This window comes from Pseudomonas flexibilis, from assembly GCF_000802425.1.
In the GTDB taxonomy this organism is placed as follows: domain Bacteria; phylum Pseudomonadota; class Gammaproteobacteria; order Pseudomonadales; family Pseudomonadaceae; genus Serpens; species Serpens flexibilis.
On the sequence record NZ_JRUD01000003.1, the window covers coordinates 121894 to 140991 of the forward strand.

A 19098-nucleotide genomic window follows, 5' to 3' on the forward strand; every position below is an offset into this window, starting at 1 on the left:
AACTTGACGAGATGACGGAGCCTGTTGCCATGCATCAACTTCTGCCGAGCCCTGCCGAGCTGGCCGAGCATGCCCGGAACGAGCCGGAATTCGCCCGCTGGAGCGAGGGTTATGGTCCCTTCACGCACAGCGATGAAACCCGCGCAGCGGCCTTCCGGATGGCCCATCAGCTGGTGCAGGCCGGCCTGCAGCCGGACCTGGCCAGCGTATACCGGCTGCTGCAGGGCCTGGACCGGCTGAGCGCCGCCGGGCTGTGGCTGGTGGTGCACATGACCTACGCCCGCCGCGTGCGCCTGGACGGTACGCCGCTGGGCGAGGACGATTTCAAGGCGCAGCCCGAAGGCCATACCGGCGGCGCGCTGAACATGGTGCCGGCCTATGCCGGCTATCTGGGCCTGAACGCGCTGACCGGCCAGACCCGCGGCTGGATGATGGGCCAGGGCCACTGCGTGGCCGCCATCGAGGCGATAAACCTGCTGGTGGGCAACCAGCACCCCGAGCAGGCCGAGCGCTACAGCTTCGACGAGGCGGGCATGAGCCGTCTGGCTGCCGACTTCTACAGCTATGCGCAGACCCCCGAGGGCCTGCCGGGCGTGCCGCTGGGCAGCCACGTCAACCCGCACACTGCCGGCGGCATCGCCGAGGGCGGCTACCTGGGCTTTGCCGAGCTGCAGTACGCGCACATGCCGCTGCCGGGCGAGACGCTGGTGACCTTCCTCTCCGACGGCGCCGCCGAAGAGCAGCGCGGCAGCGACTGGATTCCGCGCTGGTGGCGCGCCGAGGACTGCGGCACCGCCCTGCCGGTGATGATCGCCAACGGCCGGCGCATCGAGCAGCGCACCGAGCTGGGCACCCACGAGGGCCTGGAAGGCTTCGTCCAGCACCTGCGCCGCTGCGGCTTCGACCCCATGCGCCTGGACGGCCGCGACCCGGCCGCCTTCGTCTGCACTCTGTGGGAAATGGAGCAGCGCCTGGCGCGCCGCGTGGACGAGAAGAACCGGGGCATCCTGCGCTACCCGCTGCCGATTCCCTATGCCATCGCCGAAACCACCAAGGGCTTCGGTTTCTACGGCGCGGCCAGCAACGCGGCCCACAACCTGCCGTTGCCGGGCAACCCATCCCGCGACGAAGCCGCCCGCGCGCTGTTCAACGCGCATGCCGCGCCGCTGCATGTGCCCTTCGACGAGCTGGACCAGGTCCGCGCACTGTTCGCCGCACGTGGCCAGCGCCCGCTGGAGCGCGACCACGCCCTGGCAGTGCGCCATCCGGCGACCCCGACGATCCCCGAATTGCACTACCGCGACGACACCTGTTCGCCGATGGCCGCGCTGGATCGCTTCTTCGTCGACCTGACCGCCGCCAACCCGCAGCTGCGCCCGCGCGTCGGCAACCCGGACGAGCTGGCCAGCAACCGCCTGGGCGGTGTGCTCAAGGCGCTCAAGCACCGGGTCAGCGAGCCGGAAGGCGAGCTGGAGGCGGTGGACGGCAAGATCATCACCGCCCTCAACGAGGAGGCCGTGGTTTCCGCCTGCCTGGCCAACCAGGGCGGCCTGAACCTGGTGGCCAGCTACGAGGCGTTCTGCGTGAAGATGCTTGGCGCGGTGCGCCAGAGCCTGATCTATGCGCGCCAGCAGAAGGAAATCGGCCGCCCCGCCGGCTGGCTGGGCTTCCCGGTGGTGGCCACCTCGCACACCTGGGAAAACGGCAAGAACCAGCAATCGCACCAGGACACCACCTTCTGCGAGGCGCTGCTGGGCGAGATGAGCGACGTGTCCCGAGTGCTGTTCCCGGCCGATCACAACAGCGCCCTGGCGCTGCTGCCCGGCATCTATCAATCGCGTGGCCAGCTGGCCTGCATGGTCATTCCCAAGCGTGACCGGCCGACCTACTTCAGTCGCGCCCAGGCCGAGCAGTTGGCCCGTGACGGCGCCATCGTCGTCGAGGAGGTTACCGGCAACGATCCGCTGCTGCTGATTGCCAATGGTAGCTACCAGCTGGGCGAGATGCTGCGCGCCTGCCAACGCCTCAAGGAAGCGGACTGCGCCTATCGGCTGGTCTATCTGCAGGAACCGGGACGCTTCCGCGCGCCCAGGGATTCCTGGGAACTGGAGGCCATGGCCGACGCCGAGCTGTTCGAGCAGCTGTTCCCGGAAAGTCACCCGCGGCGCATCCTGCTCACCCACATGCGCCCGGAAGTGGCGCGCGGGGTACTCTGGCCGCTGTTCCCGGACACCCGCCTGAGCGGCGTGCTGGGCTACCGCAACCGCGGCGGCACCTTCGACGAGCCCGGCATGCTGTTCGCCAACCGCAGCACCTGGGCCAACGTGCTGGCCTCCTGCGCCCGGGTGCTGAACATGCCGCGTACCGCACTGCTGACCAGCGAGGAAGCGGCGACCCTGGCCGGCAAGGGCGATCCGCAGGTGCTGCGCCCGAACTGATGCACGACCTGCAGGAGCGGTCAGCCGCGATGCCTTTTGGCCGCGCGGCTAACGCCCCTCCTGCCGATCGGCGCAATCCTCGGCCATGAAGCTTTCGCTGGCCACCGGCCAGTTGCTGCCGTCCTCGCTGAACTGGTAGCGCAGCACGGCGCCGTGGGACAGCAGCAGGCGGAAGTTGGCATTGGTGCAGACACTGGTCGCCAGCTGGCGCCGCACCGCGGCCGGATTGCGGCGCATCTGTTCGGCATGCGCCGGACGCACACTCAGGTGGTTGATCAGCGTGCGCCCGTCCACGGTGAAGCCCTGGTCGGTGATGTCCGGACTGATCACCCGCGGTGTGCCCTGGTTGCTGTCGCGGGCAATGCGCTGCAAATCGCGGATCAGGCGCTCCTCCGCAGGCGTGGCGGCCTGGGCAGGCAACCACGCGGCCAGCAGCAGAACCATCAGCAGGACAGGCATCGCACAGCTCCTCGACCGGACCCGCTCATTCGACCCGGGCGGACAACGGGCGTTCGGCACCATCTGGTAGACTGCGCGCCCTTCGAACCCAGCGATAGCCGATCCCCACCCATGCATGCCGTAGCCCGACTGCGTGCCGAGCGCCTGGCGCGCAGCCTGAAACCCTTCGTCGCGCGCGGCTCGCGCATCGAGCGCTGCCCGCGCTGCCGGGTCGCCCCCGCATACTGCCTTTGTCCCTGGACGCCGCACGTCGCGACCCAGGCCGGCATGTGTCTGGTGATGCACGACATCGAGGCGCTCAAGCCGACCAACACCGGCTGGCTGATCGCCGACGTGGTGCCGGACACCTTTGCCTACGGCTGGTCGCGGGTGGACGTGGATGCACGCCTGGAAGCGTTGCTGGCCGATCCCCAGTGGCAACCCTACGTGGTGTTCCCCGGTGAATATGCCGAGCCGGGCAGGGTGGTCGAGGCGGTGGAGCTGCAGCCCGGCAAGCGACCGCTGTTCATCCTGCTGGATGCCACCTGGACCGAGGCGCGCAAGATGTTCCGCAAGAGCCCGTATCTGGACCACCTGCCGGTGCTCAGCCTGCAGCCGGAGCAGCTGTCACGCTACCGGCTGCGCCGTTCGACGCGCGCGGAGCACCTGTGCACCGCCGAGGTGGCGGCGCTGTGCCTGGAACTGTCCGGGGATTCGGCGGCCGCCGAGGCGTTGGGCGACCACTTCGAGCTGTTCACCGAGCATTACCTGGCGGCCAAGCATCACCGGGGGGTGAACCCCGATGATGCGTTGCATCGCCGCCTGCGCGAACGCTAGCGGGCGTCGGCCGTACCGGCGATGGCTTGCTGCGGCTTGTGGTGCGGCCAGAGCTGTGCCAGCAGCATGCCGGCCAGCATGATGGCGGCACCCAGGTAGCTCTTGAGGGTCAGGCTTTCATCCAGGAACAGCCAGCCGGCAATGGCGGCGAACACCGCCTCCAGTGACAGGATGATGGCCGCGTGGGAGGGAATCGCGTCCTTCTGCGCCACCACCTGCAGGGTGTAGCCGACGGCGACCGCGAAGCAGCCGCCATACAGTACGGCCGGCGCGGCGGCGACGATGGATGCCCAGACGATCGGCTCCAGCGCCAGGGCCAGCAGCAGGCTGACCACGGCACAGACCAGGAACTGCAGGATGGACAGGCGCAGCGGGTCGTAGCGGCTGGCGAAGAAGCCCACCAGCAGCACGTGCACGCCCCAGACGAAGGCGCCGGCCAGTTGCAGCCAGTCGCCGGAGGCCACTTGGAAGTCCTCGCCTACGCTGAGCAGGAACATGCCGAACACGGCCAGCAGCGCGCCCAGCCAGATGCCCAATCCGGCGCGCTGGCCAATGAACAGGCCGAGTAGCGGGACCACGATCACGTACAGCCCGGTGATGAAGCCGGAGTTGGTCACCGAGGTGAACAGCAGGCCGACCTGCTGCAGGTTGATGCCCACAGTCAGGGCCAGGCCCATCAGCACACCGCCCAGCAACAGTGGCCGGTGTGCGAAACCCGGCCCCCGGACCTGGCCGAGCGATCGCCGTTGCAGAAGCAGCAGGGGCATCAGCACCAGCGCCCCCAGCAGGAAGCGCAGGCCGGTAAAAAGGAAGGGTCCGATGTTGTCCATGCCCACGCGCTGTGCGACGAAGGCGGTTCCCCAGATCATGGCAGTGATCAGCATCAACAAATCGGCGCGCAGGGCTTTGGATTGCATACGGACATCTCGAAAAAAAAGGCGCAAACTTTGCCGCAAAGTGTGACGCTTGACCACTCCCCCCGGGGGCGGCATGCTTCCCGCCTGCCCGAACCAGCATAAAAAATAGGGACTTGCAGTGGCTGCCTACGACATTCTCATTGCTGATGATCACCCGCTGTTCAGGAGCGCACTGCACCAGGCTCTTTCGCTCGGACTGGGTAGCGAGGCCCGGCTGGTGGAGGCGGCCAGCATTGCCGAGCTGGAAGCCCAGCTCTCGGCCAAGTCCGACTGGGATCTGGTGCTGCTCGATCTGAACATGCCCGGCGCCTATGGCTTCTCCGGTCTGGTGCTGCTCCGCGGCCAATACCCTCAGGTGCCTGTGGTGATGATTTCCGCGCAGGAGGAGGCCGCCGTGGTTGCCCGCTCGCGCGAGTTCGGCGCCAGCGGCTTCATCCCCAAGTCCAGCTCCCTGGAAACCATCCAGGAAGCCGTGCGTGCGGTCCTTGATGGCGATGTGTGGTGGCCGAACCTCGGCGAGGAGCCGGTGGCCGTCTCCGCCGAGGAGCGCGAGGCCAGCGCCGGCCTGGCGAGCCTGACGCCCCAGCAGTTCCGGGTGCTGACCATGGTCTGCGAAGGCCTGCTGAACAAGCAGATCGCCTACCAGCTCAACGTTTCCGAGGCCACGGTGAAGGCCCACGTCACCGCCATCTTCCGCAAGCTCGGCGTGCGTACCCGCACCCAGGCGGCGCTGTTGCTGCAGCAGCTGGAAACCCTGCCGGGACAGTAGTCCGGCGACTCCTCGCCTCAGGCGACCGGCGGCAGCTGAATCAGGTCGCTGCGGGCCACGCCTTCGGTCAGCTCTCGGCACTGCTCGATGAATTCGCGCATCGCCGCGCTCTGGTGCTTCTGGCGATGCCAGACGAAGCAGAACTGCCGGCGCAGGTCCAGCTCCGGCACCTCCACCGCCACCAGGCTTCCGCGCCGGAAGGCATCGCGCAGGGCCAGGCGCGAGATGCAGCCGATGCCCAGCCCGGATTCCACCGCGCGCTTGATCGCCTCGGTATGTTCCAGCTCCAGGCGCACGTTCAGATTGCCGTGCTGCTGGCGCAGCGCCCGGTCGAAGCTGGTGCGCGTCCCCGAGCCCTTTTCGCGCAGGATCCACGCCTCGCCGCGCAGGTCTTCCAGCGTGGCCTGGCCGCGGCGCGCCAGCGGGTGGCTGGGGGCGCAGAACACCACCAGCTCGTCCTCTACCCAGGGAGTGACTTCCAGGTCCGGGTGTTGGCAGTCGCCCTCGATCAGGCCGAGATCCAGCTCGAAATGGGCGACCATCTGCACGATCTGCACGGTGTTGTGCACGTGCAGGGCCGCGCGGCATTCCGGATGGCGCTGCAGGAAGCGCCCGAGCAGCAGGGTGGCCAGGTAGTTGCCGACCGTCAGGGTGGCGCCCACCTCCAGCGAGCCGAAACCGGTGTTGCCGTTGAGCAGGCTCTCGATTTCCTGCGCGCGCGAGAGCAGCGCCACCGCCTGGGGCAGCAGGGTGTGGCCCAGGGCATTGAGTTTCAGGCGTTTGCCCAGGCGGTCGAACAGCTGACAGTCGAACTGGCGTTCCAGCTCGGTCAGCGAGGTGCTGGCCGCCGACTGGGACAGGGCCAGCGATTCGGCTGCACGGGACACGCTCTCGTGCTGGGCAACCGCCACGAAGACTTCCATTTGCCGCAATGTGAAGCGCATATCTATATAACCAATAAGGGTTATCTCGATAATCAATTTAACAGATATTTGCGGCGTCGCTAGAATCCCGCGCATTCCTGCCCGCCTGGCTGTCGGCATCACTTCGAGGAAGACCATGAGCAATCTGAACGTCGAGCGTGTGCTCAGTGTTCATCACTGGAACGAAACCCTGTTCAGCTTCAAGACCACCCGTGACCCCGGGTTGCGCTTCGAGAACGGCCAGTTCGTGATGATCGGCCTCGAAGTGGAGGGCCGCCCGCTGATGCGCGCCTACTCCATCGCCAGCCCCAACTACGAGGAGCAGCTGGAGTTCTTCAGCATCAAGGTGGAAAACGGCCCGCTGACCTCGCGCCTCCAGCATCTGAAGGAAGGCGACAGCATCATGATCAGCAAGAAGCCGACCGGCACCCTGGTCCTCGATGACCTGCGCCCCGGCAAGCACTTGTATCTGCTGAGCACCGGCACCGGCCTGGCGCCGTTCATGAGCGTGATCCAGGACCCGCAGACCTACGAGCGTTTCGAGAAGGTCATTCTGGTGCACGGCGTGCGCTACGTGAGCGAAGTGGCCTACGAAGACTTCATCACCCAGCAACTGCCGGAGAACGAGTACTTCGGCGATGCCGTGCGCGAGAAGCTGATCTACTACCCCACCGTGACCCGCGAGCCGTTCCGCAACCAGGGCCGCCTGACCGACCTGATGCGCAGCGGCAAGCTGTTCGCCGACATCGGCCTGCCGCCCATCAATCCGCAGGATGACCGCGCGATGATCTGTGGCAGCCCGAGCATGCTCGAGGAAACCAGCCAGGTACTGGACAGCTTCGGCCTGCAGGTTTCCCCGCGCATGGGCGAGCCCGGCGACTACCTGATCGAGCGTGCCTTCGTCGAGAAGTGACGGACGCGGCGGCCCTCGCCGAGGGCCGCCACGCCTGCCTACAGCGGGGCGCGATCCAGCGCCGAGAGCTCCACGTTCACCTCGAACAGCTTGGCGTTGATCTTCACGAAGCCTTCGGCGGCGAGCCGCTCGCGGTGTTTCTCCAGGTACATCTCCGCCGCATCCAGCGTCTCGAACAGGTAGATGCCGCCGGCCTCGCCCAGCTCGCGACTCTCCGTCCATATCTTCCACTTCAGGCCCGGCTCGACCGAGATGTTCTCCGCCATGTGGCGGAAGTCGGCGGTCATTTTCGCGCCCCAGGGGCCGGGGTAGGGAAAGTCGATCTGCAGCAGCACGGGCATGGGGACATCCTCCGGAAACGGGTTGCCCCCCAAGCGTAGTCGCTACGCCGTGGGTACCACCTCGAGCACCCGGATCAGTCCTGGTTGCGGGTAATGCCAGCGCACCTGCACGTCCCACAGGCCCACGCCGTAAAGCCGTTCGGGCTGGGGCTGCTGGTAGGCGGGGCGGGGGTCCTGTGCCAGGCACTGCTCGATCAGCGCCGCCAGCGGTTCCGCCAGGCGCTGCCCGTGCCATTCGGCCTGCTGGCGCGCTTCGGGCGTCCAACGCACTTCGATGGTGGCGGGCGCGTCGGCGGCAATGGCGTTCACCGCTTCGGGCCGGCTGTCGGCGTAGGGTACGTAGGGTTTGATGTCCAGCACCGGCGTGCCGTCCAGCAGGTCGATGCCGGACAGCCACAACCGCCCTGGCTCCACCTTGTCCAGTCGCACTACCGACTGACCGATGCCGTTGGGGCGGTGCGTGGCGCGCGTGGCGAACACGCCGAGGCTGCGGTTGCCGCCCAGGCGTGGCGGTCGCACCTTCAGGCGCGGCGTGTCTTCCAGCGCCTGATGGAACAGGAACAGCAGCCAGACATGGCTGACCTGTTCCAGGCCATCGACCGCTTCCGGCTGATCGAACGGCGGCAGCAGCTCCAGCACCCCGCGGGCAGCCGGCGCCAGGTGGGGCTGGCGCGGAATGGCGAATTTCTCCCGGAAGCAGGAACGCAGGATGCCGACGGGGCTGACCTGGTAGGACATGGGCGGACTCATCGCGTCGGATAGGGCGCCGCGCGACAGGCGGCGTTGCGGTAGGGTCCGGCGACCTTGCGCCAGGCTGCGCCCGGACTGGTCTGCGCACAGACCCGGTGCTCACTGGACGGGCTGGCCCAGACGTACCAGGGCGCCGGAGCAGCCTCGACGGGCGGGACCGCCAGGGCGAAGAGCAAGGACAGGGCGAACAGCATGACGGTATCCGGTGGGTGCGACCGGGCGATGATACCAGCCGGCTCGCCCGGACCGTTCGCCCCATGCCGGGAATTCCGCGCGCCGGCGAGGCTCTGAGCTGAACCCGCCAGGCCGATCCGACCTGCGGTCATCGTTCCGAATGCCGGGAGGAGGGCGTCATGATCCTGAACCGTTTTCCGCCAGTGACCCTGGGCGATCCGGAGGAACCTGGCAAGCCGCCGTTGCCCAACCAGCCGGGGGAGCCCGGCGAGCCGACCCTGCCCGACCGCGCGCCGCCCGACCCGGTGGCCTGACAGTCCGGCGGGAGCAACTAGTCTTGTCAGGCATCCTGTCGTGCATCCACCAAGGAGATCTGCCATGACACGTTGGGTCATCACCTACAACAAGGACAACAACACCTCGACGTTGGAAATCGAAAGCCCGAACAAGCCCAGCATGGAACAGGCCGTGCGCCACACCCTGAAGATGGCCCGCCAGCGCTATGAAGAACAGGAGCCCAGTGAAGTGGATGAGGACCTGCGCGGGCCTGCCGTACTCCTGGCTGAACGCTTCGGCATCACCATAACCGGCATTACCCAGGCGTGACCCGCCGACCGGCTCCTGCCCGTGCGGGAGTCGGCCGGATGCGGGTGCGGCCACTGACGAGGAGTCGTGCATGTTCGGTCTGGATGCACTAGAGCTCGCGCGAATCCAGTTCGCGTTTACCGTGTCCTTCCACATCCTGTTCCCCGCCATCACCATCGGTCTGGCCAGCTACCTGACCGTCCTCGAGGCGCTGTGGCTGAAGACAGGACAGACCGTCTATCGCGACCTCTATCATTTCTGGCTGAAGATCTTCGCGGTGAATTTCGGCATGGGCGTGGTGTCCGGCTTGGTCATGGCTTACCAGTTCGGCACCAACTGGAGCGTCTTTTCCGACTTCGCCGGCAGCATCACCGGACCGCTGCTGACCTACGAGGTGCTGACCGCCTTCTTCCTCGAAGCCGGCTTCCTGGGCGTGATGCTGTTCGGCTGGAACCGCGTGGGGCCGGGGCTGCATTTCTTCTCGACCGCCATGGTGGCGCTGGGCACGCTGGTGTCCACCTTCTGGATCCTGGCTTCCAACAGCTGGATGCACACGCCCCAGGGCCACGAGATCGTCGATGGTCGGGTGATTCCGGTGGACTGGCTGGCGGTGATCTTCAACCCTTCGTTTCCCTACCGCCTGACCCACATGGTCATTGCCGCCTTCCTGGCCACCGCCTTCTTCGTCGGCGCCTCGGCCGCCTGGCACCTGTTGCGCGGCAACAACACCCCGGAAACCCGCACCATGCTGTCCATGGCCATGTGGATGGCACTGATCGTCGCCCCGATCCAGGCGTTGGTAGGCGACTTTCACGGCCTCAATACCCTGGAGCACCAGCCGGCCAAGATCGCCGCCATCGAGGGCAACTGGGAAAGTACGCCGGGCGAGCCCTCCGGCTTGGCGCTGATCGGCTGGCCGGACATGCAGCGCGAGGAAACCCGTTTCAAGGTCGAGGTGCCCTACCTGGGCAGCCTGATCCTGCGCCACAGCCTCAGCGAGCCGATTCCGGCGCTCAAGGACTACCCGCCCGAAGACCGCGCCAATTCCACCCTGGTGTTCTGGACGTTCCGGCTGATGGTAGGCCTCGGCGTTCTGATGATCGTTGCCGGCGTGTGGAGCCTGGTCCTGCGCCGGCGCGGGCGGCTCTACGATTCGCGTCCCTTCCTGCGCTTCGTGCTCTGGATGGGCGCGTCCGGGCTAGTGGCCATCCTGGCCGGCTGGTTCACCACGGAGGTGGGGCGCCAGCCGTGGGTCGTGCAGGGACTGCTGCGCACGGCGGATGCCGTGTCGCCCCACGGCGTGGCGCAGATGAGCCTGTCGCTTGCCCTGTTCGTCGTCATTTATTTCGCGGTGTTCGGCGTGGGCTTGCTGTACGTGCTGCGCCTGGTGGCGCGCGGCCCGGTCAGCGACACGGGCCGCCCGGCCGAGGGCGGTGGCCCCGGCCGGCCCCGCACGCCGGCGCGCCCCTTGTCGGCCGCCGACCAGGCCTTGCCGGGCGGGCGCGATCAATTGGGCGAGGGGGGCTGAATCATGGGTATCGATTACTCGCTGATCTGGGCGGTGATCATCATCTTCGGCGTGATGATGTACGTGGTGATGGACGGCTTCGACCTGGGCATCGGCATCCTCTTCCCGTTCGTACCCGGCAAGCAGGACCGCGACCTGATGATGAACACCGTGGCACCGGTCTGGGATGGCAACGAGACCTGGCTGGTCCTTGGCGGGGCGGGCCTGTTCGCGGCCTTCCCGCTGGCCTATGCGGTGGTGCTGTCGGCCCTTTATTTGCCCATCGTGTTCATGCTCATCGGTCTGATCTTTCGGGGTGTGGCCTTCGAGTTCCGTTTCAAGGCGGACGAACGGCATCGGCCTTTCTGGGACTGGGCCTTCATTGGCGGCTCGCTGACCGCGACCTTCTTCCAGGGGGTGGTACTGGGCGCCTTCATCAGTGGCTTGCCGGTGGAAAACCGCGGCTACGCCGGTGGCCCGCTGGACTGGCTGACCCCCTTCGCGGTGTTCTGCGGGCTGGGGTTGATCGCCGCCTATGCGCTGCTGGGCTGCACCTGGTTGATCATGAAGACTGGCGGCGAACTGCAGCGGCGCATGCACGACATCGGCATCCCGCTGCTGGGCGTGTTGCTGGCGGTGATCGGCATAGTAAGCCTGTGGACGCCGCTGGCCCATGAGCGCATCGCGGAGCGCTGGTTCAGCCTGCCGAACCTGTTCTGGTTCCTGCCGGTGCCAATCCTGGTGCTGTTGTGCAGCTGGGCGTTGTATCGGGCGATCCAGCGTTACGCCCACTACTCGCCGTTCCTGCTTACCCTGGCGCTGATCTTTCTGGGTTACAGCGGGCTGGGCATCAGCCTGTGGCCGAACATCATTCCGCCAGCGATCAGCATCTGGGACGCCGCCGCGCCGCCGCAAAGCCAGGGCTTCGCGCTGGTGGGCGCGCTGTTCATCCTGCCGTTCGTGCTGATCTACACCGCCTGGAGCTACTACGTGTTCCGCGGCAAGATCACCCCGGACAGTGGTTACCACTGATGGCGGAGCGTGCCTGGTGGCGGCGTCTGGCCTGGCTGGCCGGCCTGTGGACGGCCAGCGTGCTGGCGCTGGCGCTGCTGGCCTGGCTGCTGCGTCTGTTGATGAGCGCGGCGGGGTTGAGTACGCCGTAGCGTGCCGGTGGCCTTAGCGGCAATCGCGCGCACTCGCCTCGCGGTACTCGAGCACTTCTTCAAGGTGGAGGCTGCCGGGGAAATCGCGGCACCAGGGACAGTCCAGCGCGGGGCCTACCGTACCGCGCACCCGGGCGAAGGCTTCTTCGCCGGGCTCATCCACCAGCTCGGCGTAACGCGTCTCCAAGCGCTCGCGCAGGGCATCGTCCGCCACGACCCACAACGGTTCCTCGGCCTGGCAGCCAATGAACACCTGCATGCGTGGGGCCATCACCAGATGACCCGCCAGCGTGTCGGCGGGCTGTTGCGGGGGCGGTGCGGCGCAACCGGCCAGCGCGCCGAGCAGCAGGGCGAGTGACGAGCGTTGCATGGGCAGCTCCGTAAGGCCGGTCAGGCCGGATCAGAAGGAGAAGTTGACCCCGAAGCTCATCAGATCGACCTCATCCACCAGGTTGATCCATTCCATGCTGGCGCTGAGATTCGGTGCCAGGTGCAGATCGACCCCCAGGCCGGCGCTGAAATCGTGTTCGGACCAGGTATGCACCGGGCTGACGCGGTTGTAGATCTTGCCTTCCGCACGGGAATAACCACCGATGATGTAGGCGGAGAACTGTGGGTTGAAGGGCATGAGCAGCTTGGCGTAAGCACCGACGTAGTTGTCGATCTCGTAGGTCAGGCCGTTGATGCTGTCATCGGTCAGGCCGGTACCCAGGCGGGCTTCCAGGGCGAGGTTCTGGCTGGCCTGGAAGCCCAGCTTGTAGCCGAGGGAGGTCAGGTCGGTATGGTCGATTTCCGCGCGGGAAATCATCACCCCGCCGTAGGGGCCGATCTGGGCCTGGGCAAGGGTGGTGGCGGCGAATGTCGACAGCCCGACAGCGAATACGGCGACTTTCAAAGCGCTTTTCATAACGGCCTCATGAATAGAAAACCCGCGGATCATAGCGTGGGGCCATTAAGCGCTTCAATGAACGGCTGCCGATTCGCTCAGGTCAGCACCCGATAACGGTTCTGTACAAAGCCGAATGGATAGGATTGCGAGGCTTCCAGCTGCAGGCTGGCCGCCACACCGGAGCGTCCGAACAGCGAAACGCCATTGCCCAGCAGCACGGGCACGGTGGTGAGGGTGATGGTGTCGATGAGCCCCTGACGCAGGCAGCCGCGAATCAGCGATTCGTCGTCCAGAAAGGCGTGGCCGAAGCCCTGCTTTTCCAGTAGCCGCGCCAGCTCCCTGGGTGAACGATTGGTCAGCGACACGCTGGCCGGCACTCCGTCGGGCAGGCTCGCCCACTCCGGACACACCACGAAGACCGGCTTGACGCCGTAGGGCCATTCGGGGAAGCACAGCGCCTGCTCCAGGGCGCGGCGCCCGAAGACCAGCGCATCCATGCCGGCAAGAAACTCCTGATAACCGCAATCTTCACCCTCCGGCACCTGGCGGGTGAGATCGAGCAGCCAGCCGATGCCGCCATGGGCATCGGCGACGTAGCCATCGAGACTGGTGGCAACAAAGACGGAAAATTTCACGATCACTCCCCGGTGGGTGGACACGCGAATCAGCGTAGCCGTCGATTCGCCAGGGAGCGTTCGCCGAAAGGCGGGGCGCATCAGGGGACCGTCGGACGGCCCCCGAGATCCATTACAGACCCAGCTTCTGCGCCACGTAGTCGGCGTCCTTGTCGCCGCGACCCGAGAGGTTGACCAGGATGTGCTGGTCCTTCGGCAGCTTCGGTGCGGCGCGCATGGCCCAGGCCACCGCGTGTGCGCTTTCCAGCGCCGGGATGATGCCCTCGGTACGCGACAAGGTCATGAAGGCGTCCAGGCATTCCTGGTCGGTGACCGATTGGTAGTCCACCCGGCCGATGTCCTTCAGGTAGCTGTGTTGCGGGCCGACGCCGGGATAATCGAGGCCGGAGGCGATGGAGTGCACGGCGGCCGGGTTGCCCTCGGCGTCTTCCAGGACGTAGCAGGCCATGCCGTGGATCTCGCCGGGCTTGCCGACCGACAGGGTGGCGGCGTGCCGACCGGGCTTGTCCACGCCTTCACCGGCCGGCTCGACGCCTACCAGATGCACGCCCTCGTCACCCAGGAAGGCGGTGAACAGGCCCATGGCGTTGGAGCCGCCGCCGACACAGGCGGCCGCATGATCGGGCAAGCGGCCATGCTTGGCGAGGAACTGCTCGCGGGCCTCGCGGCCGATGATCGACTGGAAGTCGCGGACCATCTTCGGGAACGGGTGCGGGCCAACCACCGAGCCAATGGCGTAGATGTAGTTCTGCGGGTCCTTGAGGTATTCCTCGAAGGCGCTGTCCACGGCTTCCTTGAGGGTCGCGGCGCCACGGGTCACCGGCACCAGCTTGCAGCCGAGGATCTTCATCTTGGTGACGTTGGGGTGTTCCTTCTCGATGTCCACCTGGCCCATGTGGATCTCGCAGGGAATGCCCACCAGCGCGCAGGCGGTGGCCAGGGCCACGCCGTGCTGGCCGGCGCCGGTTTCGGCGATCACCTTCTTCTTGCCCATGAACTTGGCCAGCAGCGCCTCGCCCAGGCAGTGGTTGATCTTGTGCGCGCCGGTGTGGTTCAGGTCTTCGCGCTTGAGGTGGATCTGCGCGCCGCCCAGTTTTTCCGACAGGCGCCTGGCATGGAAGATCGGGCTCGGCCGGCCGACGTAGTCGGCGAACAGGCTGGCCAGTTCCTCCTGGAAGTCCGCGCGCTGGCGGATTTCCTCGTAGGCGGCGTCGATGTCGTCCATCGCCTGCTTGAGGTGCGGCGGCACCAGTTGGCCACCGTAGGGGCCGAAATAGCCGCGGGCGTCGGGCATGGGGGCGAAGCGCGAGTCTTGGGTCATTGGCAGAGGTCCAGGTTGAGGTCGTATGGGTGTGGCAGTTTATCGGGCGAGCTGCCGCGCCGGTCTGCGGCAAATCAGCATGCGGGCAACTCCTGCGCATCGGCGCTGGCGATTGCCAGGCCGCGCGGATCGTCCGGCAGTGAACGCAGGCTGACCGGCATCCGGCTCAGCCGCTCCAGCAGCCGGCTTTCGCGGCGCAGCGGCCACCAGTCGTACAGGTACATTTCCACCGGGCGCCAGAGCGCGACCCAGCCGATCACCATCAGCCCTTCGGCGAGGGTCTGGGCCAGCAGGTTGTCGAGGACGCCGATCAGGTTGTACAGCAGCATGCACACGGCCATGAAACACAGGCCCAGCAGGGTGGTGCGGTGGGCCATGCGCAGGTGCTCGCGCAGGCGGCGCTGGCTGTTCTCGGCTTGCCAGGCGAAGTGGAAGCACACGGTGTGGCGCGCGCGCTCCGCAGTTTCGGCGGACAGCTCGTGGGCGGGCAGCCAGAGGTTCAGGGCCAGCGGTTCATGCGCCGGCAGCTCGCGGCAGGCGTCGAGGATGTAGCGTTCGGCGTCCGGGGCCAGGTCACGCCGGCTGAAGGGCGACGGATCGCGCGTATCGGCCAGCTGTTGCAGGCGATCCAGGCGCAGGTCGATCTGCCAGGTGTCGCCTTCGCGGCGATAAGGCGTGTTCATGGAGGGTTCCGGTCGGGGGTCTGGGTGAATTCTACGTCGGCGGACCCCGGCCACAGCAATTCGCGGATGGTCAGAGGCAATCCTGATGCGCGCGATTGCCCATGAAAAAGCCCCGCACAGGCGGGGCTTCCTTGTAGCGGCGACGCTTAGATTCGCTCGGCCCACAGGTCATATTCATCAGCATCGACCACCCGTACGCGCACCTTGTCGCCGGGCTTGAGGGTCGGGTCGGCGATGAACACGCTGCCATCGATCTCCGGCGCGTCGGCCCAGGAGCGCGCCACCGCGCCTTCATGGTCGACCTCATCGACCAGCACCTCGATCTCGGTGCCGATCTTGCGTTGCAGGCGTGCGGCGGAGATTGCCTGCTGGTGCGCCATGAAGCGCTCCCAGCGCTCCTGCTTGACCTCGTCCGGCACCGGCTCCAGGCCCAGTTCCTCGGCTGGCGCGCCTTCCACGGGCGAGTACTGGAAGCAGCCAACACGGTCGAGCTGGGCTTCGGTCAGCCAGTCGAGCAGGTACTGGAAGTCTTCCTCGGTCTCACCGGGGAAGCCGACGATAAAGGTGGAGCGGATGGTCAGCTCGGGGCAGATCTCGCGCCAGGCCTTGATGCGCGCCAGGGTCTTGTCCTCGAACGCCGGGCGCTTCATGGCCTTGAGCACCTTCGGGCTGGCGTGCTGGAAGGGGATATCCAGGTAGGGCAGCAGCTTGCCGGCGGCCATCAGCGGGATCACGTCGTCGACGTTCGGGTACGGGTAGACGTAATGCAGGCGCACCCACACGCCCATCGCCGAAAGCGCCTCGCACAGCTCGAGCATGCGGGTCTTCACCGGGCGGCCGTCCCAGAAGTCGGTCTTGTACTTGAGGTCCACGCCGTAGGCGCTGGTGTCCTGGGAAATCACCAGGATCTCCTTGACGCCGGCCTTGACCAGGCGCTGCGCCTCGGACAGCACATCGCCCACCGGGCGGCTGACCAGCTTGCCGCGCATGGACGGGATGATGCAGAAGCTGCAGCTGTGGTTGCAGCCTTCGGAAATCTTCAGATAGGCGTAGTGGCGCGGGGTGAGCTTGATGCCCTGCGGCGGCACCAGGTCGACGAACGGATCGTGGTCCTTCTTCGGCGGGATCACCTCGTGCACGGCATTGACCACCTGCTCGTACTGCTGCGGACCGGTGACGGCCAGCACGCTGGGGTGCACGTTGCGAATGCTGTCCTCGTTGACGCCCATGCAGCCGGTGACGATCACCTTGCCGTTCTCGGCAATCGCCTCGCCGATGGTGTCCAGCGACTCGGCCTTGGCACTGTCGATGAAGCCGCAGGTGTTGACCACCACCACGTCGGCGTCTTCGTAGGTGGGCACGATCTCGTACCCTTCCATGCGCAGCTGGGTAAGGATGCGTTCGCTATCGACGGTTGCTTTCGGGCACCCGAGCGACACCCAACCTACACTAGGATTCTTTTGTGACATAGTAGGGGCTCCCCCCGGGTGCAGAGCTCTGAGACGTGGAAAAAAAAGGCGCGCGAGTATACAGCTATTTGCGGTTTTCCGACCCTCGGCAATCGTCGGGTCACAGTGCTGAAAGGCAGGTGCAATATGCCCGCACCTGGGCAGCCGACCGGGGGCTGCAACTGGATGAGTCGCTATCGCTACGCGACGAGGGTCTTTCGGCCTACCACCAGCGGCACGTCAAACAGGGCGCCCTGGGTGTCTTCCTCAAGGCGGTGGACGAAGGCCGCATCCCGCCAGGCTCCGTCCTGGTCGTCGAAGGCCTCGACCGTCTCAGCCGCGCAGAGCCCATCCAGGCGCAGGCGCAGCTCGCGCAGATCATCAACGCCGGCATCACCGTGGTCACGGCCAGCGATGGCCGCGAGTACAACCGCGCCTCCCTCAAGGCCCAGCCGATGGACCTGGTCTACTCGCTCCTGGTGATGATCCGCGCCCACGAGGAAAGCGACACCAAGAGCAAGCGCGTGAAGGCCTCGATCCGCCGCCAGTGCGAAGGCTGGGTGGCCGGCACCTACCGGGGCCTGATCCGCAATGGCAAGGATCCGCAGTGGCTACGCTGGACGGGCGAGGACTGGGAGCTGATCCCGGAGCGCGTCGAAGCAGTGCATTACGCGCTGCGGCTGTACCGCCAGGGCATGGGCGCAGTGCGCGCGTACCGGCTGATGCGTGACGAGGGTTATGTGCTCAGCGACTGGGGCATCAGCGGCCAGCAGATCTACCGTCTGGTGCAGCTGCCCGCGCTCAAGGGCGCCAAGCGCATCGAGGTCGATGGCGAGCCATTCCTGCTTGAGGACTACTATCCGCGGCTGCTCAGCGATGCTGACTTCGACGAGCTCCAGGACCTGGTCGGCCAGCGCTTCCGGCGCCGTGGCAAGGGCGAGATCCCCGGCATCGTCACCGGCATGGGCATCACCTGGTGCGGCTACTGCGGCACGGCCATCGTCGGGCAGAACATGATGGGTCGGGCCAAGGCCGACGGAAAAATCTCGGATGGCCACCGCCGCCTGCACTGCACCGCCTACAGCACAAACGCCGGTTGCAAGGCGGGCGGCACCTGCAGCGTGGCTCCGATCGAGCGGGCCCTGATGTCGTACTGCTCCGACCAGATGAACCTGCAGCGCCTGCAGGAGCCCACCTCGGACGGTCAGCTGCTGCGCGATCGCGTGGCCAGTGCCCGGCAGCGTGTGGCCGACACCGACCAGCAGTTGGCCCGGGTCACCGACGCCCTGCTGGCCGACGACAGCGGTGCCGCGCCGCTGGTGTTCGTGCGCAAGGCCCGCGAGCTCGAGCAGCAACTGGCGGAGCGGCAGGCCGACCTGCAGCAGGCCGAGCGGGAGCTGGCCAGCGCCGCGACGATTCAGGCGCCGGCCGATGCTCATCGCTGGGCCGAACTAGCCGCCGGTGTCGAGGCGCTGGATACCGAGGCGCGCGACCAGGTGCGGCAATTGGTCATGGATACCTTCGAGCGCATCGTGATTTATATGCGGAGTATCAGTGCGCAAGACCGATCCAGTGAGTTCATTGATGTCCTGTTGGTATCTAAAGCCGGGCAACGTAGATTGCTGCGTATCAATCGACGAACGGGTGCATGGGAAGCAAGTGAGGAAATGGCTGATGTTTAAAGATAGATCTGGCATCTTTTTTGCGGTAGGAGTGTGGGGGTATGTGGCTCTAGGATGTGTTCTTGGATTGGTGGTCTCTCCGTTATTAGGCTCGGACGATTTGGATAGTATTGCGGGTATTGTCAGTGCTCTCTCGGCGCTAACTGTTTCGGTGTGTGCGATGTGTGCATTGGGGGACTGGAAGCGTTCCCTGCAGTATGGACGGAGACTAGATCATGTGCAGAAGGTGAAGCTTTTGGTAATGAGGCTTCAAGACGAAATTCAAGCCTATTTATCATGGCAAAGCCGACGCACAAAAGTTCAAGCTTCACTCGAGTCGGTTAAAGCAATCGGCGGTGTAGCGGTTGGGTATTTTAAGGCAGAGGCTAAGGAGATTGATTTAAGTATAGTGGAAGTGCGGAAGAATATTGAATTGACTCTGGCTGAGTATAAAGCTGCTTTTGAGCTGGTGAAGCCATTGCTTACTGATCGTGAATCCAATTCTATAGCTCATGGAAGGGTTTCTGGAATTTGGCTTAACATTAGTAATGAAATCACCAAATGCAAAGATCCCGGGGATTTCTGGGCTTTTAATAAGGAAGCAGTGGTTGCTCCACTTGACGATGTACAAAAGGACATAGATGCCCTGCTGTAGCCAGGGCGGTAACTTGCGGACCGTTCGGCCACTTGTCATACTGGATTTATA

The 19098-nt window shown here is 65.7% G+C and carries 23 protein-coding genes; 11 read left to right on the top strand and 12 right to left on the bottom strand.

Features of this window, described 5'->3' with window-relative positions; all coding sequences use genetic code 11:
- Positions 1-29 precede the first annotated feature (29 nt).
- Complete coding sequence (locus SF06_RS03180; RefSeq protein WP_027590041.1) at positions 30-2438, top strand: phosphoketolase family protein; 2409 nt, start codon at positions 30-32, stop codon at positions 2436-2438.
- A gap of 48 nt (positions 2439-2486) precedes the next feature.
- Here the strand turns inward: SF06_RS03180 and SF06_RS03185 are convergent, their stop codons facing one another.
- Entirely contained in the window at positions 2487-2897 is a 411-nt protein-coding gene (locus SF06_RS03185) for a PA3611 family quorum-sensing-regulated virulence factor (RefSeq protein WP_027590040.1), read from the bottom strand.
- 111 nt (positions 2898-3008) lie between these two features.
- Here SF06_RS03185 and SF06_RS03190 point away from each other — a divergent pair, with 111 nt between their 5' ends.
- Positions 3009-3713: a tRNA-uridine aminocarboxypropyltransferase gene (locus tag SF06_RS03190; RefSeq protein WP_039559942.1), complete on the top strand. Its 705-nt coding sequence runs from the start codon at positions 3009-3011 to the stop codon at positions 3711-3713.
- Here SF06_RS03190 and SF06_RS03195 read toward each other — a convergent pair.
- Positions 3710-4630: a DMT family transporter gene (locus tag SF06_RS03195; protein WP_027590038.1), complete on the bottom strand. Its 921-nt coding sequence runs from the start codon at positions 4628-4630 to the stop codon at positions 3710-3712. The two genes, SF06_RS03190 and SF06_RS03195, sit on opposite strands and share 4 nt — an antisense overlap.
- Positions 4631-4748: 118 nt before the next feature.
- On the opposite strand from SF06_RS03195, the gene erdR reads away from it, so the two are divergent.
- A complete protein-coding gene (gene erdR / locus SF06_RS03200; RefSeq protein ID WP_027590037.1) occupies positions 4749-5399 on the top strand; it encodes a response regulator transcription factor ErdR in 651 nt (216 codons plus the stop codon).
- Positions 5400-5416: 17 nt separating this feature from the next.
- On the opposite strand, the gene SF06_RS03205 is transcribed toward erdR, so the two are convergent.
- Entirely contained in the window at positions 5417-6343 is a 927-nt protein-coding gene (locus SF06_RS03205; protein WP_027590036.1) for a LysR family transcriptional regulator, read from the bottom strand.
- A gap of 115 nt (positions 6344-6458) precedes the next feature.
- Here SF06_RS03205 and fpr point away from each other — a divergent pair, with 115 nt between their 5' ends.
- Positions 6459-7235 (top strand): ferredoxin-NADP reductase, encoded by a 777-nt coding sequence (gene fpr, locus SF06_RS03210; protein WP_027590035.1) that lies wholly within the window; start codon positions 6459-6461, stop codon positions 7233-7235.
- Between the two features lie 38 nt (positions 7236-7273).
- Here the strand turns inward: fpr and SF06_RS03215 are convergent, their stop codons facing one another.
- From SF06_RS03215 to SF06_RS18635, 3 genes are read right to left on the bottom strand one after another with little or no spacing between them, the layout of a single operon-like run.
- Entirely contained in the window at positions 7274-7576 is a 303-nt protein-coding gene (locus SF06_RS03215) for a monooxygenase (RefSeq protein WP_027590034.1), read from the bottom strand.
- 42 nt (positions 7577-7618) lie between these two features.
- The gene (tsaA, locus tag SF06_RS03220) at positions 7619-8314 is read right to left on the bottom strand and encodes a tRNA (N6-threonylcarbamoyladenosine(37)-N6)-methyltransferase TrmO (RefSeq protein WP_139326723.1); all 696 of its coding nucleotides are present in this window, start codon (positions 8312-8314) and stop codon (positions 7619-7621) included.
- A gap of 8 nt (positions 8315-8322) precedes the next feature.
- Positions 8323-8652: a hypothetical protein gene (locus SF06_RS18635; protein ID WP_234703291.1), complete on the bottom strand. Its 330-nt coding sequence runs from the start codon at positions 8650-8652 to the stop codon at positions 8323-8325.
- A 27-nt stretch (positions 8653-8679) separates the two neighbouring features.
- On the opposite strand from SF06_RS18635, the gene SF06_RS18820 reads away from it, so the two are divergent.
- The 5 genes from SF06_RS18820 to SF06_RS17895 all read left to right on the top strand — a co-directional run bounded on the left by SF06_RS18820 (position 8680) and on the right by SF06_RS17895 (position 11755).
- A complete protein-coding gene (locus tag SF06_RS18820; protein ID WP_256214718.1) occupies positions 8680-8814 on the top strand; it encodes a hypothetical protein in 135 nt (44 codons plus the stop codon).
- 64 nt (positions 8815-8878) lie between these two features.
- Entirely contained in the window at positions 8879-9106 is a 228-nt protein-coding gene (locus tag SF06_RS03230) for a hypothetical protein (protein ID WP_027590031.1), read from the top strand.
- Between the two features lie 70 nt (positions 9107-9176).
- The gene (locus SF06_RS03235) at positions 9177-10613 is read left to right on the top strand and encodes a cytochrome ubiquinol oxidase subunit I (protein ID WP_039559946.1); all 1437 of its coding nucleotides are present in this window, start codon (positions 9177-9179) and stop codon (positions 10611-10613) included.
- Between the two features lie 3 nt (positions 10614-10616).
- On the top strand, positions 10617-11624 hold the full coding sequence (gene cydB / locus SF06_RS03240; RefSeq protein ID WP_039559948.1) for a cytochrome d ubiquinol oxidase subunit II: 1008 nt from the start codon (positions 10617-10619) through the stop codon (positions 11622-11624).
- Positions 11624-11755, top strand: coding sequence for a DUF2474 family protein (locus tag SF06_RS17895; protein WP_076380878.1), 132 nt, complete (start codon positions 11624-11626; stop codon positions 11753-11755). The genes cydB and SF06_RS17895 overlap by 1 nt, the downstream gene beginning before the upstream one ends.
- A gap of 13 nt (positions 11756-11768) precedes the next feature.
- On the opposite strand, the gene SF06_RS03245 is transcribed toward SF06_RS17895, so the two are convergent.
- The 6 genes from SF06_RS03245 to rimO all read right to left on the bottom strand — a co-directional run bounded on the left by SF06_RS03245 (position 11769) and on the right by rimO (position 16752).
- On the bottom strand, positions 11769-12125 hold the full coding sequence (locus SF06_RS03245) for a hypothetical protein (RefSeq protein ID WP_234703292.1): 357 nt from the start codon (positions 12123-12125) through the stop codon (positions 11769-11771).
- Between the two features lie 30 nt (positions 12126-12155).
- Positions 12156-12662: an outer membrane protein gene (locus tag SF06_RS03250; RefSeq protein WP_027591856.1), complete on the bottom strand. Its 507-nt coding sequence runs from the start codon at positions 12660-12662 to the stop codon at positions 12156-12158.
- A 77-nt stretch (positions 12663-12739) separates the two neighbouring features.
- Positions 12740-13279 (bottom strand): dihydrofolate reductase family protein, encoded by a 540-nt coding sequence (locus SF06_RS03255; protein WP_051587535.1) that lies wholly within the window; start codon positions 13277-13279, stop codon positions 12740-12742.
- A gap of 112 nt (positions 13280-13391) precedes the next feature.
- Positions 13392-14600, bottom strand: coding sequence for a tryptophan synthase subunit beta (gene trpB, locus SF06_RS03260; protein ID WP_027591858.1), 1209 nt, complete (start codon positions 14598-14600; stop codon positions 13392-13394).
- A 74-nt stretch (positions 14601-14674) separates the two neighbouring features.
- On the bottom strand, positions 14675-15283 hold the full coding sequence (locus SF06_RS03265) for a hypothetical protein (RefSeq protein ID WP_027591859.1): 609 nt from the start codon (positions 15281-15283) through the stop codon (positions 14675-14677).
- A 146-nt stretch (positions 15284-15429) separates the two neighbouring features.
- The gene (gene rimO / locus SF06_RS03270) at positions 15430-16752 is read right to left on the bottom strand and encodes a 30S ribosomal protein S12 methylthiotransferase RimO (protein ID WP_039559949.1); all 1323 of its coding nucleotides are present in this window, start codon (positions 16750-16752) and stop codon (positions 15430-15432) included.
- 35 nt (positions 16753-16787) lie between these two features.
- Between rimO and SF06_RS03275 the strand changes: the two genes are divergently transcribed.
- Both SF06_RS03275 and SF06_RS18215 read left to right on the top strand, forming a co-directional pair.
- A complete protein-coding gene (locus tag SF06_RS03275; protein WP_039559950.1) occupies positions 16788-18413 on the top strand; it encodes a recombinase family protein in 1626 nt (541 codons plus the stop codon).
- Positions 18406-19047 carry a hypothetical protein gene (locus tag SF06_RS18215; protein WP_139326724.1) on the top strand — a complete coding sequence of 214 codons (642 nt, stop codon included), beginning with the start codon at positions 18406-18408 and terminating at the stop codon, positions 19045-19047. Before SF06_RS03275 ends, SF06_RS18215 begins: the two co-directional genes overlap by 8 nt.
- The last annotated feature ends 51 nt before the right edge of the window (positions 19048-19098 follow it).